At 35.8% G+C, this 24,100-nt stretch carries 19 protein-coding genes and 1 other RNA gene; 10 read left to right on the top strand and 10 right to left on the bottom strand.

Going from position 1 to position 24,100, the window contains the following annotated elements; translation table 11 throughout:
- Positions 1 to 181 precede the first annotated feature (181 nt).
- The 4 genes from GTK57_RS01155 to GTK57_RS01140 all read right to left on the bottom strand — a co-directional run bounded on the left by GTK57_RS01155 (position 182) and on the right by GTK57_RS01140 (position 2,811).
- On the bottom strand, positions 182 to 1,552 hold the full coding sequence (locus tag GTK57_RS01155) for a tyrosine-type recombinase/integrase (RefSeq protein WP_163120903.1): 1,371 nt from the start codon (positions 1,550 to 1,552) through the stop codon (positions 182 to 184).
- 140 nt (positions 1,553 to 1,692) lie between these two features.
- A non-coding RNA gene (ssrS, locus tag GTK57_RS01150) (6S RNA) lies at positions 1,693 to 1,875 on the bottom strand.
- A 99-nt stretch (positions 1,876 to 1,974) separates the two neighbouring features.
- Positions 1,975 to 2,259 (bottom strand): cell division protein ZapA, encoded by a 285-nt coding sequence (locus GTK57_RS01145; RefSeq protein ID WP_152874039.1) that lies wholly within the window; start codon positions 2,257 to 2,259, stop codon positions 1,975 to 1,977.
- On the bottom strand, positions 2,260 to 2,811 hold the full coding sequence (locus GTK57_RS01140) for a hypothetical protein (RefSeq protein WP_163120902.1): 552 nt from the start codon (positions 2,809 to 2,811) through the stop codon (positions 2,260 to 2,262).
- Positions 2,812 to 2,875: 64 nt separating this feature from the next.
- Here GTK57_RS01140 and GTK57_RS01135 point away from each other — a divergent pair, with 64 nt between their 5' ends.
- Together GTK57_RS01135 and pepP are read left to right on the top strand one after the other, a co-directional pair.
- Positions 2,876 to 3,505, top strand: coding sequence for a UPF0149 family protein (locus tag GTK57_RS01135; RefSeq protein WP_163120901.1), 630 nt, complete (start codon positions 2,876 to 2,878; stop codon positions 3,503 to 3,505).
- A gap of 114 nt (positions 3,506 to 3,619) precedes the next feature.
- Positions 3,620 to 4,942 carry a Xaa-Pro aminopeptidase gene (pepP, locus tag GTK57_RS01130; RefSeq protein ID WP_152874042.1) on the top strand — a complete coding sequence of 441 codons (1,323 nt, stop codon included), beginning with the start codon at positions 3,620 to 3,622 and terminating at the stop codon, positions 4,940 to 4,942.
- Positions 4,943 to 5,359: 417 nt separating this feature from the next.
- On the opposite strand, the gene GTK57_RS14610 is transcribed toward pepP, so the two are convergent.
- On the bottom strand, positions 5,360 to 5,752 hold the full coding sequence (locus tag GTK57_RS14610; protein WP_228720273.1) for a hypothetical protein: 393 nt from the start codon (positions 5,750 to 5,752) through the stop codon (positions 5,360 to 5,362).
- A gap of 124 nt (positions 5,753 to 5,876) precedes the next feature.
- On the opposite strand from GTK57_RS14610, the gene GTK57_RS01120 reads away from it, so the two are divergent.
- Positions 5,877 to 9,290 carry an autotransporter domain-containing protein gene (locus GTK57_RS01120; protein ID WP_163120900.1) on the top strand — a complete coding sequence of 1,138 codons (3,414 nt, stop codon included), beginning with the start codon at positions 5,877 to 5,879 and terminating at the stop codon, positions 9,288 to 9,290.
- A gap of 97 nt (positions 9,291 to 9,387) precedes the next feature.
- On the opposite strand, the gene GTK57_RS01115 is transcribed toward GTK57_RS01120, so the two are convergent.
- Positions 9,388 to 9,906, bottom strand: coding sequence for a ClbS/DfsB family four-helix bundle protein (locus GTK57_RS01115; protein ID WP_163120899.1), 519 nt, complete (start codon positions 9,904 to 9,906; stop codon positions 9,388 to 9,390).
- A gap of 320 nt (positions 9,907 to 10,226) precedes the next feature.
- On the opposite strand from GTK57_RS01115, the gene ubiH reads away from it, so the two are divergent.
- The 3 genes from ubiH (at position 10,227) to GTK57_RS01100 (ending at position 13,099) form a co-directional block, all read left to right on the top strand.
- Positions 10,227 to 11,435 carry a 2-octaprenyl-6-methoxyphenyl hydroxylase gene (ubiH, locus tag GTK57_RS01110; RefSeq protein WP_152873925.1) on the top strand — a complete coding sequence of 403 codons (1,209 nt, stop codon included), beginning with the start codon at positions 10,227 to 10,229 and terminating at the stop codon, positions 11,433 to 11,435.
- Entirely contained in the window at positions 11,432 to 12,673 is a 1,242-nt protein-coding gene (locus GTK57_RS01105) for an FAD-dependent monooxygenase (protein ID WP_163120898.1), read from the top strand. The genes ubiH and GTK57_RS01105 overlap by 4 nt, the downstream gene beginning before the upstream one ends.
- Before the next feature lie 174 nt (positions 12,674 to 12,847).
- Complete coding sequence (locus GTK57_RS01100; RefSeq protein WP_152873923.1) at positions 12,848 to 13,099, top strand: hypothetical protein; 252 nt, start codon at positions 12,848 to 12,850, stop codon at positions 13,097 to 13,099.
- Between the two features lie 563 nt (positions 13,100 to 13,662).
- On the opposite strand, the gene rsmI is transcribed toward GTK57_RS01100, so the two are convergent.
- Positions 13,663 to 14,505, bottom strand: a complete 843-nt coding sequence (gene rsmI, locus GTK57_RS01095; protein ID WP_163120897.1) for a 16S rRNA (cytidine(1402)-2'-O)-methyltransferase — start codon at positions 14,503 to 14,505, stop codon at positions 13,663 to 13,665.
- 158 nt (positions 14,506 to 14,663) lie between these two features.
- Between rsmI and GTK57_RS01090 the strand changes: the two genes are divergently transcribed.
- From GTK57_RS01090 to GTK57_RS01080, 3 genes are all read left to right on the top strand, one after another.
- On the top strand, positions 14,664 to 15,095 hold the full coding sequence (locus GTK57_RS01090) for a YraN family protein (protein ID WP_228720272.1): 432 nt from the start codon (positions 14,664 to 14,666) through the stop codon (positions 15,093 to 15,095).
- Positions 15,096 to 15,166: 71 nt separating this feature from the next.
- A complete protein-coding gene (locus tag GTK57_RS01085) occupies positions 15,167 to 15,829 on the top strand; it encodes a BON domain-containing protein (RefSeq protein ID WP_163120896.1) in 663 nt (220 codons plus the stop codon).
- Complete coding sequence (locus tag GTK57_RS01080; RefSeq protein WP_163120895.1) at positions 15,819 to 16,706, top strand: alpha/beta hydrolase; 888 nt, start codon at positions 15,819 to 15,821, stop codon at positions 16,704 to 16,706. Before GTK57_RS01085 ends, GTK57_RS01080 begins: the two co-directional genes overlap by 11 nt.
- Before the next feature lie 31 nt (positions 16,707 to 16,737).
- Here the strand turns inward: GTK57_RS01080 and nudC are convergent, their stop codons facing one another.
- The 3 genes from nudC to dnaQ form a co-directional block, all read right to left on the bottom strand.
- The gene (gene nudC, locus GTK57_RS01075) at positions 16,738 to 17,511 is read right to left on the bottom strand and encodes an NAD(+) diphosphatase (protein ID WP_163120894.1); all 774 of its coding nucleotides are present in this window, start codon (positions 17,509 to 17,511) and stop codon (positions 16,738 to 16,740) included.
- A complete protein-coding gene (locus tag GTK57_RS01070) occupies positions 17,511 to 19,154 on the bottom strand; it encodes a chemotaxis protein (protein WP_163120893.1) in 1,644 nt (547 codons plus the stop codon). The genes nudC and GTK57_RS01070 overlap by 1 nt, the downstream gene beginning before the upstream one ends.
- Positions 19,155 to 19,278: 124 nt before the next feature.
- Complete coding sequence (gene dnaQ / locus GTK57_RS01065) at positions 19,279 to 20,646, bottom strand: DNA polymerase III subunit epsilon (protein ID WP_163120892.1); 1,368 nt, start codon at positions 20,644 to 20,646, stop codon at positions 19,279 to 19,281.
- 202 nt (positions 20,647 to 20,848) lie between these two features.
- Between dnaQ and GTK57_RS01060 the strand changes: the two genes are divergently transcribed.
- A complete protein-coding gene (locus tag GTK57_RS01060) occupies positions 20,849 to 24,097 on the top strand; it encodes a LysM peptidoglycan-binding domain-containing protein (RefSeq protein ID WP_163120891.1) in 3,249 nt (1,082 codons plus the stop codon).
- Positions 24,098 to 24,100: the final 3 nt, after the last annotated feature.

Raw genomic sequence — 24,100 nt, 5'->3', positions numbered from 1 at the left:
AATTGCCACATTTTTTGCCACACTTTTTTTAAATCCTATCAAAAACTATCAAATGAAATTATATAAATGATTGAAAATACAAACAATTATATTTGATAGATTTTGATAGAGTTAAGCTTTAGCGGGTTCAACTCCCGCCATCTTTGAAAGCTTTGTAAACAAAAAAATTTATTTCAGTCTGCTATTTAAAAATTCTATGTGGCTTTTTTGTTAAATATTCTCGATTGAGGATAATATTTTTAACTCCTTTAGAAAGAATATGATTTTCAATCTTATTCATTGCATTTCTTAAGTCTTTCGCATCAATTTGAGTATAGTCTGCTGTAATATCTGAGTCATCTTGATAAGAATGATTAATCAAAGCCTTAACGGTGTACATCCCAATACCACAACGGTTTGCAATAGAAGTAAATGTACGTCTTAAATCATGAAAGGTGAAAGGTATGCCTGTGGTTTCCGTAATTTTGTGGCGAACATGCCTGCGATCTTTGATATGGTTTTGGTTATTCGTTGCTGGGAAGACATATTTAGAGCCATTCGAATATTTTTTTCGTTGTTTAAAAATATGCAGTAACGTATCTCCTAAAGGTAAAAGGAGGTCTTCACCATTTTTAGGATTAATAATTTTTAAAGTCCCGTACTTCAAGTCAATATTAGTCCACGAAAGTTGCTCAACCTCATTACGCCTAAGACCAGTGAGTACAAATGTCAAAAGGAAATCTTGGTTTAGATAACCATATTCATTCGCTTTTTCATTCCCTCGCCATTGGGTTTGAACAATCGCTGATACCCAATCTGCTTGTTGTTCACTGTTGATATAATTTTTTCTAGGCTTTAATTTGTTAAATAAATCATGCTCATAAAGAATTTTTACGGGGCTAAAATCTGTAATAAGTGGTTGATTATTATTAGTCAATCTTTTTCGGTGATAGTTATAAATTGCAGAAAATAGCTTAAGGGTGATGTTGGCATGAGATTTATTGGTTTGTGATATTTCAGCATGCTTACCAACTACCATTTCCATAGTTATCTCTGTAATTTTTAGATGATGCCAATCTTTTAAGTACAGGTTCATATCTCTATCATATACAGAAATTGTATTAGGCTTTAAATCTGATTTAGCTTCGATATAGTGCCTATAGGCATCAATCACAGTCGGAATTTTTTGGTGGTTTACACGTTCTTGAGATGCTTTTTGACGTCTTTGTTCTTTTTCATCATTAGGGTTTTTTCCGTCAGACATTTTTAAAAGATATTCAGTTGCTTTTTGCCGTGCAACCTCAGGTGTGTATACACCGTGATCTCCGATAGTCACACGACATGGAACACCATTAGGCATCTTCTTTTCAACGGTATATACAAGAGAGTGACGAGTAGCTCTAATTGCAAAGCCACTGAGTTTAAGATCACGAAAGAAGACCTGTTTCCCACGAGGAATATCAAAACAATATTGTTTTGACTCTTTTAGTTGTTCATCTGCATGTGGGTCGTTCAGCTGTTTAATCAGATTCTTAACGAACGAAAGGGTAATGAGTACTTTTTTGTTTGACATTTTTCATTTCCTAACAGCACTAGCTGCATAAGTGATTAGATCTTTGGTATACATGGAGTATACAAAGCGCTAGAAAATGAAAATTGATTTGGTGGGGATTTTTGAAATTTTGTTCATGACTGTTAAAAAACAATCACTTAGAACACTCCGACGATGCCGCTGCAATGTCGTTACCCTGAACCCGATGAGTTCAAGGTGGACGCGACGCATATTTGCTGGGTTTTCTACACGAGGGTAGACATACACTCTAAATACACAGAACACATCCGAAGATATAAGTATCGGCAGGGATATAGACTCGCTGGCGAACATCTCAGAGTACATTTAGTATAACGGATAAAGCCCGCTTATTAAACTAAACGGGCTTTATTGATGTAAACAGACGTTTCAATTGCATAGTCTTTATGCAAATTTTCTGACAATTAAGAAAATTCTTTTACATCTTCTAAAATTGTAGAAAGTAAACGTTCACAATGTTCATATTCTTGAATAGATTTATTCATTGCTAGTACTTCTTGCATAAGTTCCAAAGCAACCATAATCGTAAGTTTGCTAGGTTCCATACGGGGTGCTTTACGACGGAAATCGCTATATTTCTCATTTAAAAGTTCAGCAGCACGTTCTAAATCTGCTTGTTGATCGATAGTGGTTGCCAAACGAAAGCTATGACCTAGCACTTTAATATCAACAGGAATTTGTTCGCTCATTTATGCTTCCTCATTCACTTCAGCAGGGTGTGCAAGCTGCTGAATTTCTTGTGCATGTTGATCTTGCGCTGTGCCTAAAATAGACAGACGTTGAATAATGGCTTCAACTTTTGCTTTTGCATGTTCATTTTTTTGCAATAAACGATCACGCTCATTTTTCAATGCTTGAATTTCTTGATGTGAATGACGCTGTTCATTTTGCAACTTTTCTTTCATCACACGTAATTCATTGCGCTCAGCAAGAATTTCTTGAAAACGATTTTTCAGATCGGTACAACTTTTTTCTAAACGACCATAACGATCGGCAAGTGTCGTTGCATCATCATTCAATTGTTTTAATTGTGATTGTGATGAATTAAGTTGATTTGTAAGGCTATGAATCTCTTCTTCTTTTGTAGAGATTATCCCATTTTTTAAATCAATTTGAGCACTATGTTGCTCATTTGAACGTGATTGAGTATCTGATAAAGACTGATTCTCAGACTCAAATTCAGCGAGTCGTGTTTTTAAAACACCAACATGCGCTTGTAGACGCTGTAATTCTTCTAACATATCGTAGTCGCACAGTATTGCAAACAAAGGTAATATATAAGAAGTATAGAGATTGGATAAACGAATGCAAGACGATATTTCAGGTTGGTCAGATTGGGACCTCAATTTTAAGGGTATTGAAGAGATTTCTAGCCCAAGTGAATTACATGGTTTGTTGACGGGCATTGTGTGTATTACACAAGCACCAACACGTGAAGAGTGGATTAAAATTCTTGAAACTTTAGAAGTTCCTGAGCTTAATCCCGAAGCGCTTGAAGTTCTTACAACGGAAGGTGATGACGTAGCGCATGCTTTGTCTGAAGATGAACTCGATTATTTGCCTATGTTACCAGATGATGAACATACATTATCTGAACGTGTACAAGCTTTAGCAGATTGGTGTACGGGTGTTGTTTTAGGTTTTGGTTTGGCATCTGGGCATATACGACCAGACGAACAAGAGTGGATTGAAAACCTTCAAGATGTTGCTGCTGTTGAGTTTGAAGAGTCAGATGACGATGATGAAGGCGAAGAAAGCTATCAAGAATTATATGAATTTGTTCGTTTAATTCCTGTTAGCTTAGCAATGGGGCGTAAGAAAGTTGCAATTGACGACACACCTTTATTGAAACATTTCCCAGCTAAAAATTTACAAGCGAAAGCAACAGATGCGACAAACGTCGTTGAAATGTTCACGCCTCATCGCTCAAGTTAATTGAGCATATTTTTAGGTATTTTGTTGCATGAAAGTTCACATTTAAATTTAAATTTTGATGATGAATTTAATTGCAACAAAATATATCAAACAATCAAAAAGAAGTTATTTTAAATGAAGAAACTGACTCAAGCCGACTTTCAAGAACGTCGTGACATTCTTGCAGGGGAAATGGGGCTACGTAGCATTGCAATTATTGCAACAAGCCCCGTCGCAATGCGTAATAACGATGCAGATTATAAATTTCGAGCAGACAGTAGTTTCTTTTATTTAACGGGCTTTGCAGAACCTGAAGCAGTTGCTGTTATTGAAACCTTTGATACAGAAGAGGAAGGCTATTGTTATAGTTTATTCTGCCGTGAACGTAACCGTGAAATGGAAATTTGGAATGGTTATAGAGCAGGTGTAGATGGTGCAATAGAAGATTATGAAGCAGATGAAGCTTTTGCAATTGATACCTTAGATGAAGAAATTATTGGAAAATTACTTAATAAGGATAAAGCTTTTTATCGTATTGGTCATGATTCAGATTTCGATATACGTGTTGCAAAATGGGTCAAACAAGCCGAAGAGAATCAACGTGGTGGCTTTAATACACCTGCACGCTTAATACAATTAAATCGAATTATTGATGAAATGCGTTTACATAAGTCTGCCGATGAAATTGAGCTTATGCAAATTGCATCAGACATTAGTGCAGAAGCGCATACACGTGCAATGCAAACCGTTAAGCCAAACATGATGGAATATGCTTTAGAAGCTGAATTGAATTATGTCTTTGGTAAAAATGGTTGCGTACCATCGTATAACAGCATTGTTGGTGGCGGTAAAAATGCCTGCATTTTACATTATGTTGAAAATGATCAAGTGCTTAAAGATGGCGATTTAGTCCTTATTGACGCTGCATGTGAATATCAACTTTATGCATCTGACATTACGCGTACTTTTCCTGTGAATGGTAAGTTTAATGCAGAGCAAAAAGCTTTATACAATATTGTTTTAGATTCTCAAATTGCTGCAATTGATGCGGTAAGAATAGGAAACTCATATAAAGAACCTCATAACGTTGCGGTAAAAATCTTGGTTCAAGGTTTACTCGATTTAGGCATTATGCAAGGCGATTTAGAGCAAATTATTGCAAGTGAGCATTATCGCCAGTTTTATATGCATGGCACAGGACATTGGTTGGGTATGGATGTGCATGATGTAGGTTCATATAAACAGAATGGTAGATGGCGTAATTATGAAGAGGGAATGGTGGTAACTATTGAGCCTGGTCTTTATATTGCACCAGATGATTCCACTGTAGATGAAAAATGGCGTGGCATTGGTATTCGTATTGAAGATGATGTTGTAGTCACAAAAAATGGTCCATTGGTTTTAACCAAAAATGTCGTAAAAACGGTTGAAGATATTGAAGCATTGATGGCGTTATAAAACCTGAGTGTTTTTGCAGTACATGAATATGAGCCAAAGTAGAAGGAATTCTATTTTGGCTTTTTTATGAGTTGATTTGAATAGATTTACTTGAGTTAGAGTTAAAATTTTTTAAGTACCATATTTAGCTTGCTTGTATGAAATTTTTATATTGTAGTAAGATACGATCCTGTGTTTTTTGATTAAAATTTCTTAATAATTTGGAATAATTCTATATATTAATTTATGATAAAAAAACAAAATATTTGCATTTTAATGAATGAATATTCATGAAAAAATTCACTTTAATTGTGGGGATGATAGAAAAATAGCAATGAAACTGGATCTTGGTAAGGTATAAATTAAAATTAAAATTTTTATAAGTGTTTTGCACTGTTTAAGATTACTAAACAACCGATTTATAATAAATTATGAAAATTAAGTGTATATAACTCCAATTAGAAAATTATCCTTGATCCTCTTGATCCTCTTGATCCTCTTGATCCTCTTGATCCTCTTGATCCTCTTGATCCTCTTGATCCTCTTGATCCTCTTGATCCTCTTGATCCTCTTGATCCTCTTGATCCTCTTGATCCTCTTGATCCTCTTGATCCTCTTGATCCTCTTGATCCTCTTGATCCTCTTGATCCTCTTGATCCTCTTGATCCTCTTGATCCTCTTGATCCTCTTGATCCTCTTGATCCTCTTGATCCTCTTGATCCTCTTGATCCTCTTGATCCTCTTGATCCTCTTGATCCTCTTGATCCTCTTGATCCTCTTGATCCTCTTGAAACTTTTAAAACATAAAGCAAAAAGGTTTTCTAAATACAAAAGGCAATAAAAACCCTACCAAATTATTATACTTTTCCATCAACTTGAAACGAAGTTCTAATATCTTTATTATTTATTTTTACTAATCAATAAATTTAATTACTATTAATAAATAAGGGTGGAAATGAAAACTTTATTCAAGGAAAAAACGTTAAGTATTGTCTTACGTAGTATCCTTTTAGGATGTCCTATTCTTGTGGCTCCTCATACCTTTGCAGCTGCAACAAACTATCAAACAGAAGAATTTAAAGCTAATTGGGGCTTAAATTCTATTGGTGCTCATCATGCTTATGAAAAAGGCTATACGGGTAAAGGTGTTGCAATTGGCGTTTCAGATTCAGATTTTCCAGCGGGCATTCATGAATTAATTAACAATCTTACTTTTGTCGCGCCTAATAAAAAAGGTAAAGAACACGATGCAAGTTTAGTGATTGGTAATGATGTTACCAACGATTTTGACCCTGCAAAATACAAACATGGTGCACATGTGTCAGGTATTATTGCAGGACAAAAAGATAATATAGGAATGCATGGGGTAGCATATGGTTCCAAATTATTTGTTCAGAATATGGCAAATAATATTTATCCGTTAATTGATGGTACTTCTGTTCGAGTAATTAATAATAGCTGGGGAACGGAAAATGATGCGCATTACGGAATAGATGCAAATAATCCGAAATATGCAGATTTGACTGGGATTGATGGTAAAACTCAATTTAACCTAAGAAACTATAAAGAAGCGAATAGTAAAAATAGACCACTTGAATTTTTAGAAAAAGTTTTAGATAAACAAACAGGAATCACGATTAAAGATGCTGTAGATGCGACAACGGATACCATTTTTGTAGGTGGTGTTAGGTATGATGTAAAGAATGATAAATCTAATGAAAATGGTGAAATAAATAGAATTAGAGCTATTCAGGATGCAGCAAAAAGCGGAGTGATCAATGTTTTTGCAGCGGGGAATTACAATCATTATAATGAGCCTGGTGCGTATCAGGGACTACCGATGGTTTATGAGGGACTTCTACCGCATTATCTTACTGTTGCAAATTTAATTTCTGTTCGTAGTGATCAAATCGAAATTCCTGAAGATAGTAAAGTTATTACAACTACGAAAGGATATCAGCTTTTTGAAGTTGAGCATCAAGGTGAAAAATATTTAAGACTAGTTGATTTAGAAGAAGGTGCTATAGATTATTTGTATAAAGAAGTAGGTTCGAATATTGAGTTAACCGATATTATCGTGAGTGATAAAGCTACGAAGGAGGTATTGTTTGCTGGTTCATCTCAATGTGGATATACCGCATTATGGTGTGTAGCAGCTCCAGGAACTGGTATTTACAGTTCAACATTTGATAAAAATGTAAATAATGAGCTAGTCGATAATTATGAAAATATGACAGGAACATCAATGGCTGCACCTCATGCTACAGGTGCATTAGCTATTTTGATGGAACGATTCCCATATATGACATCAAGCGATGTTAATAATGTATTAAAAACAACTACTCAAGATATGGATGAACAGGGAGCAGTTAAAGATGGTAGCTCTCGTGTTATTGATCAATATTTTGGTTGGGGTAAAATTGATTTAGAAAAAGCAATTAAAGGACCTGCAATTTTTGCATCATCTGATGATGTGAAAGATATGCTTGCCGATGATGTTAAACAAAATTTAGGAAATGATTTAGATAGATTGGCAGCTACCTTTGGTAATGGTGATTTTACTGTAAACATGGGTAAAGGTGTTGTTTATGATAAAGGTACACCTAGACAGCGCACATGTGATGCTAAAGAATGTGAATTCGATACGTGGTCAAATGATATTACGGGTAGTGGCGGTTTAATTAAAAACGGCAGTGGTGTTTTACAACTTACTGGTAAAAATACCTATAAGGGCGAGACTCATATTAATGAAGGTGGTTTGGATCTTGCAGGTTCTCTGACATCTAATTTAACTATTAATAAAGCTGGTATTCTTTCTGGGCAAGGGCGAGCTGGGAATGTAAATATAAACGACGGAAAATTTATTCCATCTCTTTATAATGCTAATGGACTGAGCACATTTACCATTCATGGTGATATTAAGTTTACTCCAGACTCTACATACACAGTAAAAATTAAAGATGAAAGTCAGCAAGTAGATAAGCTAGTGGTTAAAGGTAAAGCTTATTTGAACAAGGCTAACTTTAATATGTATGAGGAAAAACCTGATAACTTACTCACTAAAAATGATGTGAGTCGTTATCAAGGTAATGAATACACATTAATTGATGCAGAGAAAATAGATCAATCATTTAATGATAATTATATTAAATCTATTACTACAGATGATGTTAAGCCTGAACTTGAAAAAGTAGAACAAGATAAAAAGCTTCAATTGAAATTTAAAGATTTAGCAGCGGATAAAGCGGCGGCAGATAAAGCAGCGGCAGATAAAGCAGCAGCGGAAAAAGAAGCTAAAGACAAGGCAGAACAAGAAGCTAAAGATAAGGCTGAACAAGAAGCTAAAGATAAGGCTGAACAAGAAGCAGTAGATAAAGCTAAACCAGTTGATGTTGCAAGAGCTGAAAAAGTTGCAAATATTGCATCAATTCAAGGTGATGTTGTGGCTGAAGAGTTCCACGATTTAGATCGTGGTCGTCAAGTGATCAATAATCGTTTGCGCTATGTGCAACGAAATGATCATAGTAATAATATTTGGGTTGAACTACAGGACTCTAAAGGTAAATCAAGCTCTAGAGCTTTAAATAACTTCTCGAATATTAAAGCTCATAAGTATGATGTTGATAATCAACGTGTTGCATTTGGTGCTGATACTCTTATTGAAGATTGGACAGTCGGTGTGATGGGTGCGATTAACAATAAAGATATTGATGCAAACAACCATGGTTCAGCAAAAGTTGATAATTATCAATTTAGTATTTACGCAGGTAAAAGTATTGACAACATTAACTTACGATTCAGCGGTGCGCTAGGTCGTAACGAAGTTGAAACAACTTATTATGATTTAGATGATGGTCGTTATAAAGCGAAATATCATGGTCGTACTTATCAAGTAAATACAGAAGTTGGTTATGCATTCAAACTTGATGATTTGCATTTTGAACCATACGTAGGACTGTCTTACGATTATGTTAAAAATAACAAATTCTCTCAACAAAATGGTCAAGTTTCTTTAGCTGGTGATGAAACAAGTTATGATCGTTTTTCTTCACAACTAGGTTTAGATGTATCTAAAAAATGGAAGTTCAGTGATACAACTAATATTAGTTTGAATGGTGGTTTGGCTTGGCAACATAGCTTTAAAGACATTAATGATGGTGCTAAATTAACATTGATATCTAATAACGGTGCTATTGCTGGTTATGCTGGTTATATAGATGTTCCTTTTAGTAAAGATTCTGCAATTGTGAATATTGGTGTAAGTTCTGATATTAAGAATACACATGAATTCTTTATTAATTATGAAGGTAATTTTGCAGAGAAGTATAGCGAGAATGGTGTAGTGTTTAAGTATAATTACAAGTTCTAATTGACTTAAATAAATTACATTTCATAAAAAGCCGATCTGATGATCGGCTTTTTTATATAAGCGGAATTATCTTCATAGTGAGCGATAAGACTATTATTTAAGTCTCTACTCTATTAAGTCTCTTCCATTTTCTAATTTGCGTTCTAAAGTTGGTGAAAGGAGCAACTGTATTTATATGAATCCACTTGTATATAGGCCATTGTGCAGGTGTGGTTGCCCATTTTCTTTGATTAGGTAGAAAAAGTTCATCATCTGTTAATGTCTGAATCCAATCTATAACTTCCCTTACTTTTTTAAATAATAATTCTTTCTTCTCATCAATAGAATATTGAGAATATGTTTGATAGAAATCTTGATATAGAAGACCTAGATTATTCCATTTAAATCCATCTTTTGGGGTTGTGACCGTAAATCCTGCTTTTTCATTTATTTCCCATTCTAATAATAAGCTAACCCACCCTAATTGATAGGAAATATTTTGAGAAGGGGTTTTATCAATACCTAAAATAGTTTTATTCTTTTCACTTTCTAAAATATCACTAAATTCTAATAAATATTTATTAAATGAGCTGTTAATACTCTCTATAAGTTCTTGTTTAGTTTCATAGCTTTTCATTTATAAGTTTTCCTATCATTAACATAATATGCCTTATGTGAGGCTATTTATATTCTCTATAATCATGCTGTTGCATTATTTATTGAAATCTATGTTAGTTAGGTTAGACACACTTACTTAATTTTATTTCATACACTTTATATTTAAGCATTGTTTCATAACCGCTGAGAGTGATTTTTTAGAACTTTAACTAGAAACAAACATGTCTTCTTTGCACGAATCATTATAAAAAACCTCATCTTTCAGGTAATATAAAATCCATTAAAGATTTTAAGTATTTCGGGCTAAACCCTCGAAAACAGCATAAGAAGGATACAGGCATGCAACAAGAAGTAATCATTGTTGGTGGTGGTATGGTAGGGCTGAGTTTATCCCTCATGTTAGCGAAACAAAACATTGCAGTGAAGCTACTAGAAGCCATTAAATATCCAAATTATGACGATGCAAATCTTGCACCATATCACTCAAGTTTCGATGCACGAAACAGCGCTTTATCTCGTCGTAGCGTACAAATTTATCAAGAACTTGGCTTATGGGATTCATTACAAGAACATGCAACACCAATTTTACAAGTTCACATTACAGAACAAGGTAGCTTTGGTAAGGCAAGGCTGACAGCAGAGCAAGAAAAAGTAGAAAGCTTTGGTCAAGTGATTGAAAATGCATGGTTAGGTCGTGTGTTATTAACGCAAGTTTTAAAAGAAAAAAATATTGAACTGATTGATGGTGTAAATGTGACATCACTTACTCAAGATGAAAATTCAGCACATATTGAAGCAGAACGAAATGGCGAAAAATTATCACTGAATGCCAAACTTGTTATTGCTGCCGATGGTCGAGATTCTTTCTGCCGTAAAGCATTAGGTATTGGTGCATCAGTACATGATTATGATCAAGTTGCCATTGTTACAACTGTTCAAACGTCTAAACCTCACACGCATATTGGTTTTGAGCGTTTCAGTGAATTAGGACCATTAGCATTACTTCCTTTACCGGGTGAATACCGCCGTTCAGTGGTTTGGCCTGTGAAAAAAGGTACAGAAGATGAATGGTTAGGCGATGAAAATGATCAACACTTTTTAGATGCCTTACAAGAAACCTATGGTGACCGTGCAGGTAAATTTCAAAAAACAGGTAAACGCTTTTGTTTCCCACTGTCACAAGTCCTTGCAGAAAAACAAGCGGTAGGACGTGTTGTACTTATGGGTAATGCAGCACATACGATACATCCTGTTGCAGGGCAAGGTTTTAACCTATGCATGCGTGATGCTTATGTATTGGTACGCTACTTAAAAGATCAATTGGCTAAATCGGCAGATTTGGGTGAACCATCAATGCTTTTAGACTATGAAAAATCACGCTTAACCGATCAGCAACGTGTGATTAAATTCTGTGATTCTGTGGTGCGTGGTTTTAGTAATCAGAACCCATTCTTAAAATTTATTCGTAACACAGGTTTGGTTGCTTTTGATGTCATTCCTGGAATTAAACCTTTGGTTGCAAACTATGCAATGGGGTTAAAAGCATGAGTCAAAATGAAAAAGTACTAGATGCCGTCATTATTGGCGGTGGCTTGGTGGGTGGTTTAACTGCATTATTACTTGCAAAAGGTGGCGTACAAGCCACAGTTTTAGATGCTGCACCCATCCTCGATTCAGAAAAAACTTTAGCCGTTGCCAATCCACGTGTTTTAGCATTAAGCCAAGCGACGATTCATTTACTTAAAACGGTAGATGTTTGGGATGGACTTGCTCGCCATATGCCTTACAGCGGTATGCAAGTTTGGAATAAAAATGGTTATGGTGAAATCAACTTTGGTGATGTGTCTGAAAGTACACCATCAATTGAACAAGCTTTAGGTTCAATGGTTGAACCAAGTATTTTGAATTTGGCGATTCAACAAAAAATGCTTGAGCAATTAAAAGATTATCGAACTCAAGTCAAGGTTTCACGTGTCGAACAAGGCATTGGTGTTTGGTATATTCAACTTGCCGATGGAACTCAACTTAAAACTAAACTTCTGATTGGTGCAGATGGCGCAAATTCTTTTGTGCGTGATCAAGCATTTATTGGTTTAGATGTTCTAGATTACAAACAAGCAGGTGTGACTTGTGCAATTCGCACAGCACAGCCACATCAACATATTGCTCGACAAATTTTCTTGGAAACAGGTCCTTTGGCATTTTTGCCAATGGCAAGTTTAAAAGCGGAGCAAGATGGCTATTGGCAATCGATTGTTTGGACATTGCCAGACGATTATGCAGATGAATATTCAGCATTGAGTGATGATGATTTTAAAGCATTGCTCACACGTGAAAGTCATCATATGTTGGGTGAAATTTTAGAAGCGACGCCACGTGCTAAATTTCCACTTAAAGCACGTGCTGCACAGCAATATGTGAAAGAAGGTTTAGCTATCATTGGCGATGCTGCGCATGTGATTCATCCTCTTGCGGGACAGGGTGTGAATATTGGTTGCTTAGATGCTGCGATATTATGTGATGTGTTATTACACGATTATCAACGTGGTGTTTGGGCACATGCACAAACTTTGAAGCGTTATGAACATTTACGCAAAGGTCAAAATGACGCCATGATGCATGGAATGTCTGCGATTGGTTGGTTGGAAACGACGCCATTTTTTCCTGTAGTTTTGGCACGAAACTTTGGTTTGAAGCAGGTCGAAAATCAGCCTGTTTTAAAAGATGCATTTATGGCACAAGCCAATGGTTTACAGCTATTAAAAAGCACACGCTACGCAGTTTAAACTTGAAAGTATATTTTTTGATCGGTTGTTAATATATTCTTACCAATTTGATTAAAAAATAATCCACTTTCCGATATTTGACTCTATGCGAAATGCGAAGAGATTGTTAAATTTCTTCGTAAATCATCACCAATAAAATTGGTTGTGAAGTACACGCAATGTGGGGATATGAAAATGACTGATATGAATGATTATGATGATGATGTAGAAGATTCTACTGTCGATGATGATGAAGCTGATGCTGCCGAAAAAGGCGCAACAGGTGGCGATGAAAAAGCGAATGACATTGATGTTTCAGAAGCAGAAACATTAACTGTAACGGCTAAACTAAAGCAACGTCAGTCTTTGGAAGATGAAGTTGCGGCATTTCTTGCCCGCGGTGGAAAAATTACAGAAGTTCCAGCCGATGAGTCAGCAAAAGACTAAATAAAAACACCACTTATGTGGTGTTTTTTTTAATAGAGATAGTTTTTTGTTGAAAAATTAATCTATTAGAAAGAACTTTTCTTTTGGTAAATTAAATAAATAGGGTAGAAAATAAAATGTAATAAAACTAAAAATATGCAATTTACAATGTAGGCTACTATAAAAGGTGGAGCATGCATTGATGCTATAGTTGCGATAAAAAACTGGAAAATTACAATAACACTTTGAAATACATAGGTTAAATAGAAATATTTTTTATCATAGTTTGAAAAGAACATTATGTTGCTTATGAAAAAATATATAGAGAAATAAGCACAGATAAGAGCAATGCCTTCGTTTTTTGCTGTTTGAAGTTCACCAGTTATGTAATGAGGATAGGGTTGTAATCCAAAGTAAATAATATGGATAATTCCAAGTAACCAAATAATATTAAGTATTTGGATTTTTTTAGGAATTTTAATTTTTATATATTTCATAATTGTTTTAATGTTAATTATTAAGGGTATTTTTAATTACATTCTTATGAAGTGGCTTAACTCCATAAGAATGTAATATTTTCTGTCCTAGCGTTCTACTTGGTTAAGCTCCAAAGCACGTTGATAAGCAATTTTCTTCTTAATACCTGTTAAGTCTGCTGCAAGTTGAGATGCTGCTTTTACAGATAAGTCTTGTAATAAACGCGTTAAAAGCTGATCGAGCTTTTCTTGCTCCATATCTTTTTCAACACTTGCACCACCAATGACTAAAACAATTTCACCTTTTTGTTGATTTGAATCATTTGCAATAAATTCAACTAATTCACCTAAAGTCATCTTTTTAATGGTTTCAAATGTTTTGGTAATTTCACGTGCAAAGCCAACAGGGCGATCTGCACCAAAAACATCAGCCATATCTTTTACGCACTCTAAAATGCGATGAGGCGCTTCATAAATAATCAGTGTTTGAGTTTCATCTTTTAAACGATTCAAATGCAGTAAACGCTGAGATTGTTTAGATGGTAAGAAGCCTTCAAAACTGAAACGGTCACTTGGTAAGCCAACAGAACTTAATGCAGCAATAGCAGCACAAGCACCTGGCACAGGAATAACTTGAATACCTTTGGTTTGAGCGGCACGAACAAATTTAAAACCTGGGTCACTAATCAGTGGTGTACCGGCATCACTAATGAGCGCCATGTTTTCACCTGCCAATAATCTTTCGATTAAATGATCCGTTTTATTGCTTTCATTGTGATCGTGGCATGCTGTAAGTGGTGTGTTAATACCAAAGTGTTTAAGTAGCTTTGCAGATGTACGTGTGTCTTCGGCAGCAATAAGCTTCACCGATTTTAAAACTTCAATAGCACGATAGGTAATATCATCTAAATGCCCAATTGGTGTGGCTACAACGTATAACTGAGCACTCATATTCAATCTCCAATGGGTGTGCTGATGTCACAATGAATTTATATCATCGTAACGAAGAATCCGCTATTCTACCTGAAATTGCCGTGGCATTGGCGATGCAAAGCAGATCTTCAAGTTTATTGCTTGAATCATAAACATATAAAAAAAGCATAAATAAAATGAAAAATACAGATAAAGATAAAGCAACAATGGGAGCTTGGGCAGAACATCAAGCAGGTTTGTTTTTAACAGCAAATGGTTTTCAAGTGCTTCATAAAAATTATCACTCCAGATTTGGTGAAATAGATTTAATTGTAAGAAATGCTCAAGACTTGATTTTTGTTGAAGTTAAGGCACGTTCACAAACGAAATACGGTCAATCTCATGAAGTGATATCAAATTCGAAACAAAAGAAAATTATAAAAACAGCATTAACATATTTATCTGAATATCCAGATATGAGTGATTTGTATTGTAGATTTGATGTAATTTGTTTTGATTTTCAACAACAATTTGCAAAAACTGTACAGCATGACTTTTCACATTTCACTTATGATCTGAATTGGATAGAAAATGCTTTTACTTTTGATCCAGAGTTTATTAATCTTTGAGCATAAGTTAAATGTATTTAAATGTTTGAATATTAAATAAAGATGAAAAATTGAATAAGGAGTCTGGCCGAGTGATGAATCGTATTGCAATAACTTTACTATGTGTCGCAAGTTTATCTGGCTGCGCAAGTTTTATTTCAGGTGGAACAGGTAGCGCACCTGTAGGTACTGAAAGTGGTGCAAGATCGCTAGGGCAAGTTTTTATTGATAATTCAATTCAGCGCACAGCTAAAATTAATTTATATAAACTCGATTCTAGATTTAAACAATCACGTGTAAATATTGAAAGTTTTCACAGCAATGTTTTATTGACAGGGCAAGTGCCAGATCAGCATTTAAAACAACTTGCTGAAGATAATGTACGTGCGATGAGCGATGTCAAAACAGTTCATAACTACATTACGGTAGGTAATCAAATTAGTTACTCTACGATTATGCAAGATACCACTGTGACTGCAAATACACGTGGTTTAATGATGAAAGCACCTGTAGTGTCTGATAGTAAATTACGCATTCATACAGAAGATGGCGTTTTATATGTTATGGGACGTTTAAATACTGCTGAAACCACAGATTTGAATCAAGTGTTACAGCAAGTGGGTAATGTCACAAAAATTGTCACATTGATTGATAATACAGAAACAGCATCATCAAATAATCAATCATTTGCACAACCTACGGTGCAAACTCCTGTTGCGATAGATCCAAATGCAGCACCTGTAAATGCTCAATAAAGTTGAACCCTTACTGAAAAAGTTAAATACCAAAACTCAAAATTTGAAATATTTGTACGAAGAGTTTCGAATTTATGATTTTGGTAGTTATGCTTTAAATCGGTTAACACCGAAAAAAGGTTATTCGGTGCGTGAAAATGTTGCTTATGGTTTGGCAGCACGTCACCGTTTAGATTTATATCAAACGACATTTCCAAGAGATCACCGCCCACTCATTGTATTTGTACATGGTGGGGCTTGGTTGCATGGCGATAAAAAAGATTATCGCTTTGTGGGTGAGGCTTTTGCAAAAGAAGGTTTTGATGTCGCGGTTATTAACTATACTTTAGCACCGCAACATATTTTTCCTGCTTATGTTGATGATTTGACACTTGCTTTAAATTATTTAGATGCACATCAATCAAAACTCAATATTTCAACACAACGTGTTGTGTTGTTAGGGCATTCAGCGGGTGCATTTAATGTCATGTCTGCCATTTATCATCCACAAAAATACGAAATAACATGTAGAGCGAATATTAAAGCTGTGGTTGGATTAGCAGGACCGTATCATTTTGATTATAAAGATGACCCGCTATGTGCCGATGCTTTTGATCAGGAAGAACCTTATCAGAATGTCATGCCTTCTTATTTTGTGGAATCGAACCATATTCAGCATTATTTATTCATTGCTGAAAATGACAAAATTGTGCATTTAAGCAATGCTACTAATTTTGATGAAAAGCTTAAAGAATTTGGGAACCATAGTGAAATGGTGGTGATTCCTAAAACAGGTCATGTCACTTTAATGGGCTCTGTTTCGAGTTTGTTTAGCCGACTTTACAGCACTAAAAAAGAAATTATGCGGGTTCTCGATCAGGCTTTAACTGAAGTTTAAAATTTAGCGATAAGCCTAGATTTAAAATCACTTAAAGCCAAGTTTTAGTGTCATCTGCAACTTTTGAACCTTGTGTTACATGCATAATCATTGCATGAGCGATACTGCCTTTAAATGGAATTTCAGGCAGTTCATCAAATTTGAAAAATTGAGCGTCGCTAATTTCTTCTTCTTGTAAATGAATATCACCCGATTCATATTCTGCTTTAAAAGCAATCATTAAATTACTTGGAAAAGGCCAAGGTTGACTTGCTAAATATTGAATATTCTTTAATTTTAATCCAACTTCTTCTTCAGTTTCGCGACGTACTGCATCTTCAAGCGTTTCACCAACTTCAATAAACCCTGCTATTAAACCGTACATATTGCTTTTATTTTTTGCATTTTTGGCAAGCAGGATCTCATCATTTCCACGTGTAATCACAGTAATCACACAAGGCTGTACACGAGGATATTGGTGATAGCGACAAGAAGGGCAAATCATTGCAAATTCAGTGGCATGAGCTTCTGTTTTTTCACCGCAATGACTACAGAATTTATGATTACGACGCCATTCTAAAAGCTGAATTGCTCGGCTGGCTTGTTCGAATTGTTGGGTGTCCCAAAATTGTAGTAATTGACGAATGGGGACGAGTTGTAAGCCATGAGGAATGGTTTCGCTGTTTTGTAAATCACGGGCAATCACTTGATCACCCGTGCTAAAACTTAAATCACTTGCAAGTTTTTCAACTTTGGGAAGTTGGAAGTTTTCATCGACTAAAAGTTGTTGTTGATGGAAAATATACGCAAGTGATAATTCAGTCATTAGGCTACAGATTTCAGTTTTTCGCTACTTGCCAATGCTACATCAAACATAGACTGTAAAACAGGTTGTTTGTTTTTTAAGTTTTCAATCAGCATATCTGCACTTGCAAGCGTATCAAAAACAGAATGAACATGTTCAGTGCTCAGTGGCTTTTCAGCTTGAATTTGTGTTTCTACAAATTGCGCTGCATTTTTCAAAGCGGTTTGTCCTGTAGTAACATTTAAGAATAGCAATGCACCCGCAACCTCTTGTAATTTAGCAGGAATATTAGCGATAGCTGTGACATCTTGATCTTTAAGATGTTGTTCTAAGCTTGTAGTTACCAAATCAATGCTTAATTTAGCTTCATGTAACAAGGTTGTATGTGCTTCATCTAAGCGATCAAGTGCGATATTTCGGTTGTTTACGCGAAGCTGTAAACGACTAGAGGTATGATGGCGCTCTAAAATTCCAATCGCATTCATTGCAGAAAGTAGCTCATTCATTAATTTTTGAGCGAAATTTTCATCTTTTAGAATATCAGTATTATCTAATTCTTTTGCTTGGTTTATTAAAGATGAGTATGCATCATTCAAATTGAGTACTAGGAATATATTGGCAATATCTTTAATTCTTGCTTGTAATTCCTGTGTTTTTTCAGCGCTCATACTTTGATAGTTGTATTCAATATCTACACGTAACTGCGCCATTTCTGTAGATACTAACTCACTAATGGTGTGAATGGTATCGTAATCTGGACCATATAAATGACGACTAAATACTTGCAGTTGTAAGTCGGTTAGCAGTTGATCACCAATATTCAGTTGCTCACGAATATGTTGTGATGTGCTGTTTTCTTGGCGAATAGCTAAACTTAAAATATTCGATAAATGATGTAAATTGGCTTTAAAACGATCAGGTGTTCCAAAGTATTGACGAATATTACTTTCAATTTCAATGAATGTGCGTAAGCGTGGTTCATTAATAATGAGGTGATCAATATTGTCAAAAACGTAACACACCAAATTCCAATATTGTTTACTTGGATGACCCTGTGAAAGATTTGCTAAATATGCACCAATAATTTTAAATGCTTGTAAATCTAAAGCTGTTGCTTCTTGTTTTAATAGTTTGCTTAACGCCAATTTATATAAGCGATGAACATACTGAGATTTTTCCAAAGAAGGTGCTTGAGGCAAATTAAAGTCAGGTGTAAATTCACCTAAAAAAGCATCTACTTGATAACCTTCTTGTGTAACAGGTTTCCCTAAAGCAATTTCTAAACGATTTAATGTATCGAGTAAAAATTGTGGAATTTCAACTTCACGTAAACAAATAAACTCAATATAGCGTTTGAGCATATTTGTGCCTTCACTTAAGGCAATAATTTCTTGTGTGTTGATTTGGCTTGGGTTCCCCATAATTTTGCGCATAAGTTCAGCAGAATATTCAGCTGTTTTCGCAAGATTACTCATCCCAATTAAATTCAATACTTGAGCACATTGTTCTAACTGAACTAAAGCATCATCAATGCCAAAAGGTAGTGTTTGATCTTCCGCTAATGCACTAACTGCCGTTTCAACATGCAAAATGGAGCTATCCACCTCATTTTTTATTATTAGTAATGCCGTTGGGTCAAAGTGTATTGAGGTTTGGTAAGACATTGATCTGCACCTATCCTAAGTTATATCTGTATTTCGGATGCCCAAAAGCGAGCAAAATCTTTATGACTTACTATAACTTAACTGTTCTTAGTTTAAATATAGAAAACAGAAATCTATTCAAATTTTATTTGGCAAAAAGGCAGGCTTCGCCATGTTTTTCCTCAAAATGTTTGATCCAATTCTCATGTTCGGCTAATTCTTCTTCAGATGGTAAAATGGTAGAAAGTTCAATTTGAACATCTCTACGAGTTGCTTCACCTTCTAAAACTTCTGTATTAGAAAGGGCATCGATATCGAAAGATACTTGCCCACCTGTCATTGCTAAATAAACATCAGACAGAATTTCCGCATCGAGTAATGCACCGTGGAAAGTACGATCACGGGCAGGAACTTCATAACGGCGTACTAAAGCATCTAGGGAGTTTTTTTGCCCAGGATGCTTGCTCTTCGCCATTGCTAGTGTATCGGTAACTTCACAAACAGCTGAAAGTTTGCCTAAACCAGCGCGTTCAAACTCCATGTTTAAGAAGTTCATATCGAAGTTTGCGTTATGGGCAATAATTTCTGCGCCTTTCAGATAGTCATATAAGACATCTGCAATTTCGGCATATTTAGGTTTATCTTTAAGAAAGTCATCTGAAATACCGTGAATGTTTTCAGATTCGCCCACTTCTTTTTCAGGGTTAATATAGATATGAATTGAACCGCCTGTAAGTTTGCGGTTAATCATTTCAACCGCACCCACTTCAATAATACGGTCTGTATCTTGGAAGTAAAAACCTGTGGTTTCCGTATCTAGAATAAGTTGGCGAGGACCTTGGGTATCAATTGTCGCAGGTGCAATCACAATATGTGGATGAATTTTCTTATTGTTTTTTTCTTCAATAATGGTTTCATTCGATTCTTCAGCTGCTTCTATTTCTGTCACGATTTCAGGCTCTTCGACAAGGTCATCTATAGGTTCTTCAGCATCATCTAGCTCATCTTCAGCTAAATCGAAGCCAAAAGGGTCGTCTAGAAGCCAGTCATTTTCAACTTTTTTTTTATCTTGCATAGGGTTTTTCAATTTTTCTTCGGTTTCATCTGCACCTTGGTTTGCAAGCTGATCTGCCATTTCATTTCCTGCATGACCTGCATGACCTTTAATCCAATTCCATTCAATTTCACGACCCTGACATGTTGCATCAAGTTCTTTCCATAGGTCTGGATTTTTAACATCTTTCCAGTTTTTCTTTTTCCAACCGTGAATCCATTCTGTAATGCCTTGTTTCACGTAGTTGGAATCTGTCCAAATAATTAAATTGGCATCTTTTGAACAGGCACGAATACCTTCTATAGCAGCCGTTAATTCCATTCGGTTATTTGTTGTATGGGCTTCACCACCACAAATCTTACGTTCTTCATTTCCTTCAATAATATATGCACCCCAACCACCTAAGCCAGGATTGCCACGACAAGCGCCATCTACATAAAGTGTGATTGATTGAGACATAAGTCATTTCCAAAATTTGAGTGAAACAAAAACAGTGCTATTGTATATCGCAAATTGATCGATTAAGTGGTTTAAATCTTAATTTTTTAATTTCTTGTAACATTTATACATGAATAGCAGTAAATTATAGCCTTGTGTCGCTGTAATGCTTCATTACAATGTCTATATTAAAAATAATTTATACGATTTGTTTGGATTCCTTATGTATAAACCAACCACGCTAGTGTGGCAACCGACAGTACCATCAATATTTAAAATTACAGCAGTAGGATCTGCACTTGTTGCTTTAGGGCTAATGACAGGATGTGCTTCAAGTCAAAGTGCAAGTGGTTCTTCAAAGTCAAAACAACTAAGTGGTGGCTATTTAGATGCAAACAGTTTGGACTCTTTAGAAGACTTACTTTCTGCAACAGATATGCGTGCCGTAGAGGGTGATCGTTTACTTGTTTTGAAGCATGGTGATGTGTGGAAGCGCATGAGCGTTGGTTTTAAAATGAACACAGATCAGTGGAATCCGCGTATTGATGCACAGCGTAGTTGGTTTATGTCGCGTCAACCGTATATTGATCGTTTGAGCGCACGTGCATCGCGTTATTTATATCACACCGTAAAAGAAGCTGAACGTCGCGGTATTCCGACAGAATTAGCCTTACTTCCAATTATTGAAAGTTCTTATGACCCTGCGGCAACAAGTAGCGCAGCCGCAGCAGGTTTATGGCAGTTTATTCCAAGTACAGGTCGTATTTATGGCTTGAAACAAACCAATTTGTACGATGGTCGACGTGATGTTGTTGAATCTACACGTGCTGCCTATGAGTTTTTGGGCGCACTCTATAATCAGTTTGGTTCTTGGGAATTGGCATTGGCTGCCTATAATGCAGGTCCGGGGCGTATTCAACAGGCAATTAATCGCAATAAAGCTGCGGGTTTACCTACCGACTATTGGTCGTTGAAATTACCGCAAGAAACCATGTATTACGTGCCACGTTTTATGGCTGTTGCACAAATTGTAAAAAGTCCGAGCAAGTATGGTGTAAGTTTGCCACCTATTGCGAACCGTCCTCACTTTAGAGAAGTGAACGTTGGAACGGCTAATTTAAGTGATATTGCATCTTTAACAGGGTTAAGTCGTGCTGAATTATATGCTTTAAACCCAGCACATCGTGGTGAACGTATTGATAGCGAAAGCCCAATGCGTATTTTAATTCCTGCCGATGTTAGCCCATCTATAGATGCAAAATTGAAAAAGTTAGGTGGTGCTTCATCATCAAGTTCTTGGTTGGCATCATCAAATAGCACAAGTTCATCGACGACTATTACGCCAAGTAAAACAACGCCACCTGCTTTGCAAACTTCAGTTACGCCAAAGCCTGTAACTACACCAGTTGCAACGGTTAAAACGCCTGTTGCTACAACTGTACCAGTATTAACAGCGAGTGCTAAAACACCCTCACATTTAGCTGTTACGCCTAGAGGCTCAAATGCTTTAGCCTCTTTTGCAAATAGCGCAGATATTCCAAGTGCACCGCGTATTCCTGTAGCAGTAACACCTGCGGTAAATGTGAAACAAGTGAGTGTTGAACCCCCAATTTCTGCTGCTGAACGTGAAAAAATTACAGCGGCTTTAAAAGCTGAAGATGCAACCCAAAAGCTAGAAGATGTGCTTAAACCTGTAGCATCTCAAGCTGAACAAGACCAAGTGATTGCAGAACTTAAACGTCTTGCGCCTCAAGGGACTGAAATTGTCGATCCTTATGATGGAAAAATTAAGTTAACTGCAATTCAAACCAGTTTGTCTGTTGCAGAGCAAGAAGGAAAAGAGCTGACAAAAGGCTTCTCGTATCCTAAATCTGTTGCAGATAATACAAAACCAGATTCTGACGAAGCAAAACGTAATGAAGGTAAGAACTTCATTAAGACAGATTCTGAAGTGGTTGTGGTTGCACCAAAAGGTAAGCGTAGTACTTATAATGTAGTTTCAGGTGATACTTTAGCAACTATTGCATTGAAAAATGGTGTGAACTGGCGTGATGTTGCGAAATGGAACCAAATTGATCCAAACGCAATGTTATACGCAGGTACAACCATCTATTTATATGATGCGAAACCTGTAGTAGACGCTAAGCCAAAAACGCAGCCTGAAACATATAATGTTCAGCCAAATGATTCTTTAACAACGGTTGCAGCACAGTTTGGTTTATCTGTTAAGCAATTGGCTGACTTTAATAATTTATCGACCACAAGTAATTTATTGGTAGGGCAAAAGCTTTCGCTTAAAGATAATTCAAGTTCTAAGCGTGATACGTCTACATCGAATAAAACAGTCAAAGTTCAAACCAAAACTTATGTGGTTAAGCGCGGTGAATTTTTAAAACTGATTGCAGATCGTTATGCATTGTCTAATCAAGAATTGGCAGATTTAACCCCTGGATTAAATTCAGGTAGTAACTTGATGGTAGGGCAAAAAATTAATGTGCCTGTAAATGAAGTTTCTGTATCAAATGCAAAAGCGGATGATAAGCCGACAAGCACGAAGTCGGACAACGCATCATTTACACCAAGTTATAAAGTTGAAAATTATACGGTTCAACGTGGTGATACGCTTTATAGCATTGCAACACAAGCTAAAATTAGCCTTACAGAGTTAGCAAGTTTAAATAACATTGCAAGCAATAAGGGACTGCAAGCAGGACAAACATTAAAAGTTCCTGCAGGATCGAATGTTCCAGATACTTATACCGTTCAATCGGGTGATTCTTTATCTGTTATTTCGAATAAATATAATTTAGGAATGGATTATATTGCCAATATCAACGGCATTAGTCGTAATACAGGTTTGCGTGTAGGACAGAAGTTAAAACTTACTGGTGATGAGCCAAAAGCTACAGCTAAAGTTGAAACTGTTGCAGAGAAAAAGCCAGATATTCATGTTGTGAAATCGGGTGAAACTTTAAGTAGTGTTGCACGTAAATATGATTTACAAATCAGTCAATTGGCAGATTTTAATGATTTATCTTCTAATGCCAGTTTGCGTGTTGGACAGCGTTTAAAGCTTGAAGGTTCAAGTTCATCTACATCTACAAACTCAGCTTCATCTAAACAAAATGTAGAAACTCCGAAAAAAGGCACTGTTTCAGCTGTATCTGCGAAAAATACAGAGAAGTACAGTGTAAAATCGGGTGAGTCTTTAAATTCTATTGCAAGTCGTGTGGGTATTAGTGTTTCTGAGCTTGCATCTATGAATGATTTGACTGCTAAGTCGGGTTTAAGAGTAGGTCAAAGTATTTCGATTCCAAAACTCGTTACATCTTATACGGTTAAGCGTGGTGACACTTTAATTGGTTTGGCAAAACGTTATGGAACAGATACTAAAACACTTGCAGACTTAAATGATATTCAACAGAATACTTCACTTCGTTTAGGGGATGTTATTAAAGTTCCAAATCTTTAATGA

The organism is Acinetobacter portensis (assembly GCF_010646905.1).
Classification (GTDB): Bacteria; Pseudomonadota; Gammaproteobacteria; order Pseudomonadales; family Moraxellaceae; genus Acinetobacter; species Acinetobacter portensis.
The sequence above is the reverse complement of the archived record's forward strand: the minus strand, read 5'-3'. Positions and strand labels throughout refer to the sequence as shown.